Consider the following 3,489-nt stretch of genomic DNA (forward strand, 5'->3'; position numbering starts at 1 on the left):
TTTGCCCGACAGGGCGCAAAAGTCCCCCAGCCGGTGACCGTGCCCATCGGGTAGGAGGGGGACTCGCGCCCCCCGTCCTCCCACACCACCGGGCATACGGTTCCGTACCACGGCGGTTCATGTAGCACGTTGAAGCTTGCGGAATTGATCAAGAAGTGACAGGAGCCCCAGGCCATCAAAGAAGCGCTTCGGGAAGGCGTGGTTCATGTGCGACGCGCCGGAGTTCCACCAGGGGCCGCGCCCGTTGGTGGCTGATCTCCAGGCCCGCTCTTCGTTCAGCCCCCGGTGCATCAGGTTCTTCGCGGGACAGGGTGATCCGCACGCGCTGGAGCCTGCCGTGCTCGGCTGCTTGAACGGGGGCCGGCCGGGCTCTTCGCCCCAAAGGCGCGTCTGCGATGGCATCGATCTCTTCGATTCCCCTATCGCAAACAGCGGCTGTCGCCCGGCGAGAAAACCCCCTTTCCCGAAATTCATTTCCCGGAGATGTTCTTTTGGTGTCTCCCTAAGATCTGAGATGATCACGGTTTCTTTTGAAAATCAAACCAAATTTGCAATGAGCCAGATATTCTCAAGAAACCGCTTTGGCAAAGGCCTCCTGATCGGCGGTCGATGAACCTTTAGCCGGTCGGATCAGGTCGAAATCCATTGACGACAAGGACTTAGATGTGTAATCAATGGAGCTGAACTCGACGCGGGGCTCGCGTTCGGCGCTGTTTCTCCTGCTTCCCCCTTCTGGCATTACCGTTGCCGAAATTCCTTCAGGCTTAGACCCGCGGTGCGGCTCAATTCGCGACCCGCTGATTTTTTTTTCCAATTGACCCTGAACCTGCCGCTTGCAAGACAAACCATAGCCACAAAGGGAGCAGATATATGAATGCCATGGCAAAGATCATATCGGGCTGGCTGTGCACAGGCTTGCTGATGATTGGAGGCATCGATGTTTCAGCGGCCAGATCTCAAACAGAGGTGCTCGACGAAAACCAGGCCCCCGGTCGCACCATGGCCCAGCAGGCCACCAAGGAACGTCAGATCTGGATCACCGCGGATCATTCCCGGCATGAGATTCTGCAAAAAGAGTTCACCTCCGGTCCCGAGGTGACCAAGGCCTGTCTGTCCTGCCACGAACTGGCCGCCGGGCAGTTCCACAAAACCATTCACTGGACCTGGCTGGATCCCAACGTGCCGCCCGGTGAGCGGATCGGCAAGGCCGGCCATTCCATCAACAACTTCTGCATCAATCTCAGCGGCAACGAGCCGCGCTGCACCTCCTGCCACGCCGGTTACGGCTGGCGCGACGGCAGCTTCAATTTCAAAGACGAGGCAGCCGTGGACTGCCTGGTCTGCCACGAGCAGACCGGCACCTACAAGAAATTCCCCACCGGAGCGGGCCATCCGGTCCAGGAGGCCACTATTTTCGCCGAAAACAATCAAACCTACAATCCGCCCGACTGGAACCTGGTGGCCCAGAGCGTCGGGCGCCCCACGCGCGCCAATTGCGGCGCCTGCCACTTCTATGGCGGGGGCGACGACGGCGTCAAACACGGCGATCTGGACTCTTCCCTGGCCAAACCCAACAAAATGCTGGACGTTCATATGGGCCTGGACGGACAGGATTTCGACTGTGTGCGCTGCCATACCACCACTCTGCACAACATCGCCGGCCGCACCTATGCCACCCCGGCCGCCACCCACCGCAAGAGCCTGATCGAGGACGATCTGGCCGCCAAGATCATGTGCGAGTCCTGCCACTCCAGCACGCCCCATAAGCCGGGCGTCAAGGCCAACGACCATACCGACAAGGTGGCTTGCCAGAGCTGCCATATTCCGGAATTCGCCCGGGTCAACGCCACCAAGATGTACTGGGATTGGTCCACGGCCGGCAACAAGAAAGACGGTAAGCCCTATAAGGAAAAAGGACCCCACGGCAAACCGACCTACGACACCAAAAAGGGTGATTTCCGCTGGGAAAAAGATGTGCAACCGGCCTACTTCTGGTTCAACGGCTCCATCAACGCCATCACTGCTCGGGACCCCATCGATCCTTCCCAGCCGGTGGACATCAACTGGCCGGTGGGAAGCCGAAGCGATCAAAACGCCCGCATCTTCCCCTTCAAGGTGCACGAAGGCAGGCAGCCTTACGACAAGATCAACAAGACCCTCCTGATTCCCAAGCTCTTCGGCCCCAAAGGTTCCGGAGCCTACTGGGCCGAGTACGACTGGAAAAAGGCCCTGGAAAACGGCATGCAGGCCGCCGGGCTTTCCTTCAGCGGCGAATACGACTTTGCCGAAACCCGCTACATTTTCCCCATCACCCACATGGTGGCCCCCAAGGAAAAGGCCGTGACCTGCATCGAATGCCACAGCCCCAACGGACGCCTGGCCGCGCTGACCGATTTCTACATGCCGGGCCGGGACAGCTTCAGGGCCATCAACATCATCGGGTGGGTTCTGGTGCTGGGTACCCTGGTTGGCGTAACCTTTCACGGCCTGGGACGCGCCATTGTCCGTGGCCGCAAGGAGGATTAAACCATGTCAGGTCAGAAGATGGTCAACACCTATCTCTATACGCGCTATGAACGGTTCTGGCACTGGCTGCAGACGGTGCTCATCCTCATCCTGCTTTTGACCGGCTTCGAGGTGGACGGGCTCTACTCCCTGCTGGGCTACAAAACCGCCTCCGAGGTCCATAATTTTGTCGGCCTTGCCTGGCTGATCGCCTTCGCCTTCTTTGTCTTCTGGCTTCTGACCACGGGGGAATGGAAGCAGTATGTGCCCACCACCAAAAAGATGTTCGCCGTGATCCACTATTATATGTTGGGCATCTTCCGCGGCGACCCCCATCCGGTGCCCAAGCGCAAGGAGGCCAAGCACAACCCCCTGCAGCGGATCGCCTACCTGTCCGTGGCGGCTTTTCTGCTGCCGATCCAGATGACTTCAGGTTTTCTCTACTGGAGCTACAATTCCTGGGCGGCCTGGGGCCTGGATTGGCTGAGCCTGCCGGTGGTCGCCGCCGTTCACATTCTAGGGGCCTTTGGCGTCCTCTGTTTTCTGATTGGCCATGTCTACATGACCACCACCGGCCACACCATCTTCGCCCACATCCGGGCCATGATCACCGGCTGGGAGGAAATCCAGGAGGGCGTCGAGTTGGAAGAATGGGAAAAGCGCCGCCGCCAGGGCAGCCCGGCGTGCGAACCCCAAAGCCCCTTGGCCTGATCCCGGGCCGCACCGATGGGGTTCAGAAGACCCCTTCCAAGTCCTTCACCTCTCCCCTGCAGGCAGTGCCAGTCATGATCGGGGCCGCGGCCCCCGACCGGCAAAATCACGCACATTGCAGGGCGTCACGTGCACCATCGCGGCCCCCTGGCTCAGGCAAATCCCAGCCGGCGTAAGGCCAGCGGCGACAATCCAGTAAAATCGAGCCCGGCCGTCGTTGAGCGACCTGCGGCGCATATCAACGGTCTGATTGATTTTGAACACCACGATTTT

The 3,489-nt window shown here is 59.6% G+C and carries 3 protein-coding genes; 2 read left to right on the forward strand and 1 reads right to left on the reverse strand.

Annotated features, from left to right (window positions below):
* Window positions 1-870: 870 nt before the first annotated feature.
* Window positions 871-2,526, forward strand: coding sequence for a tetrathionate reductase family octaheme c-type cytochrome (locus tag GPT33_RS18060; protein WP_363929507.1), 1,656 nt, complete (start codon window positions 871-873; stop codon window positions 2,524-2,526).
* A gap of 3 nt (window positions 2,527-2,529) precedes the next feature.
* The gene (locus tag GPT33_RS18065; protein ID WP_296811845.1) at window positions 2,530-3,216 is read left to right on the forward strand and encodes a cytochrome b/b6 domain-containing protein; all 687 of its coding nucleotides are present in this window, start codon (window positions 2,530-2,532) and stop codon (window positions 3,214-3,216) included.
* Window positions 3,217-3,288: 72 nt separating this feature from the next.
* Here GPT33_RS18065 and GPT33_RS18070 read toward each other — a convergent pair.
* Window positions 3,289-3,489 (reverse strand): hypothetical protein (locus GPT33_RS18070; RefSeq protein WP_296811847.1); only part of this gene is annotated, 201 nt, incomplete at its 5' end.

The organism is Thiocapsa sp., assembly GCF_011390875.1.
GTDB lineage: Bacteria > Pseudomonadota > Gammaproteobacteria > Chromatiales > Chromatiaceae > Thiocapsa.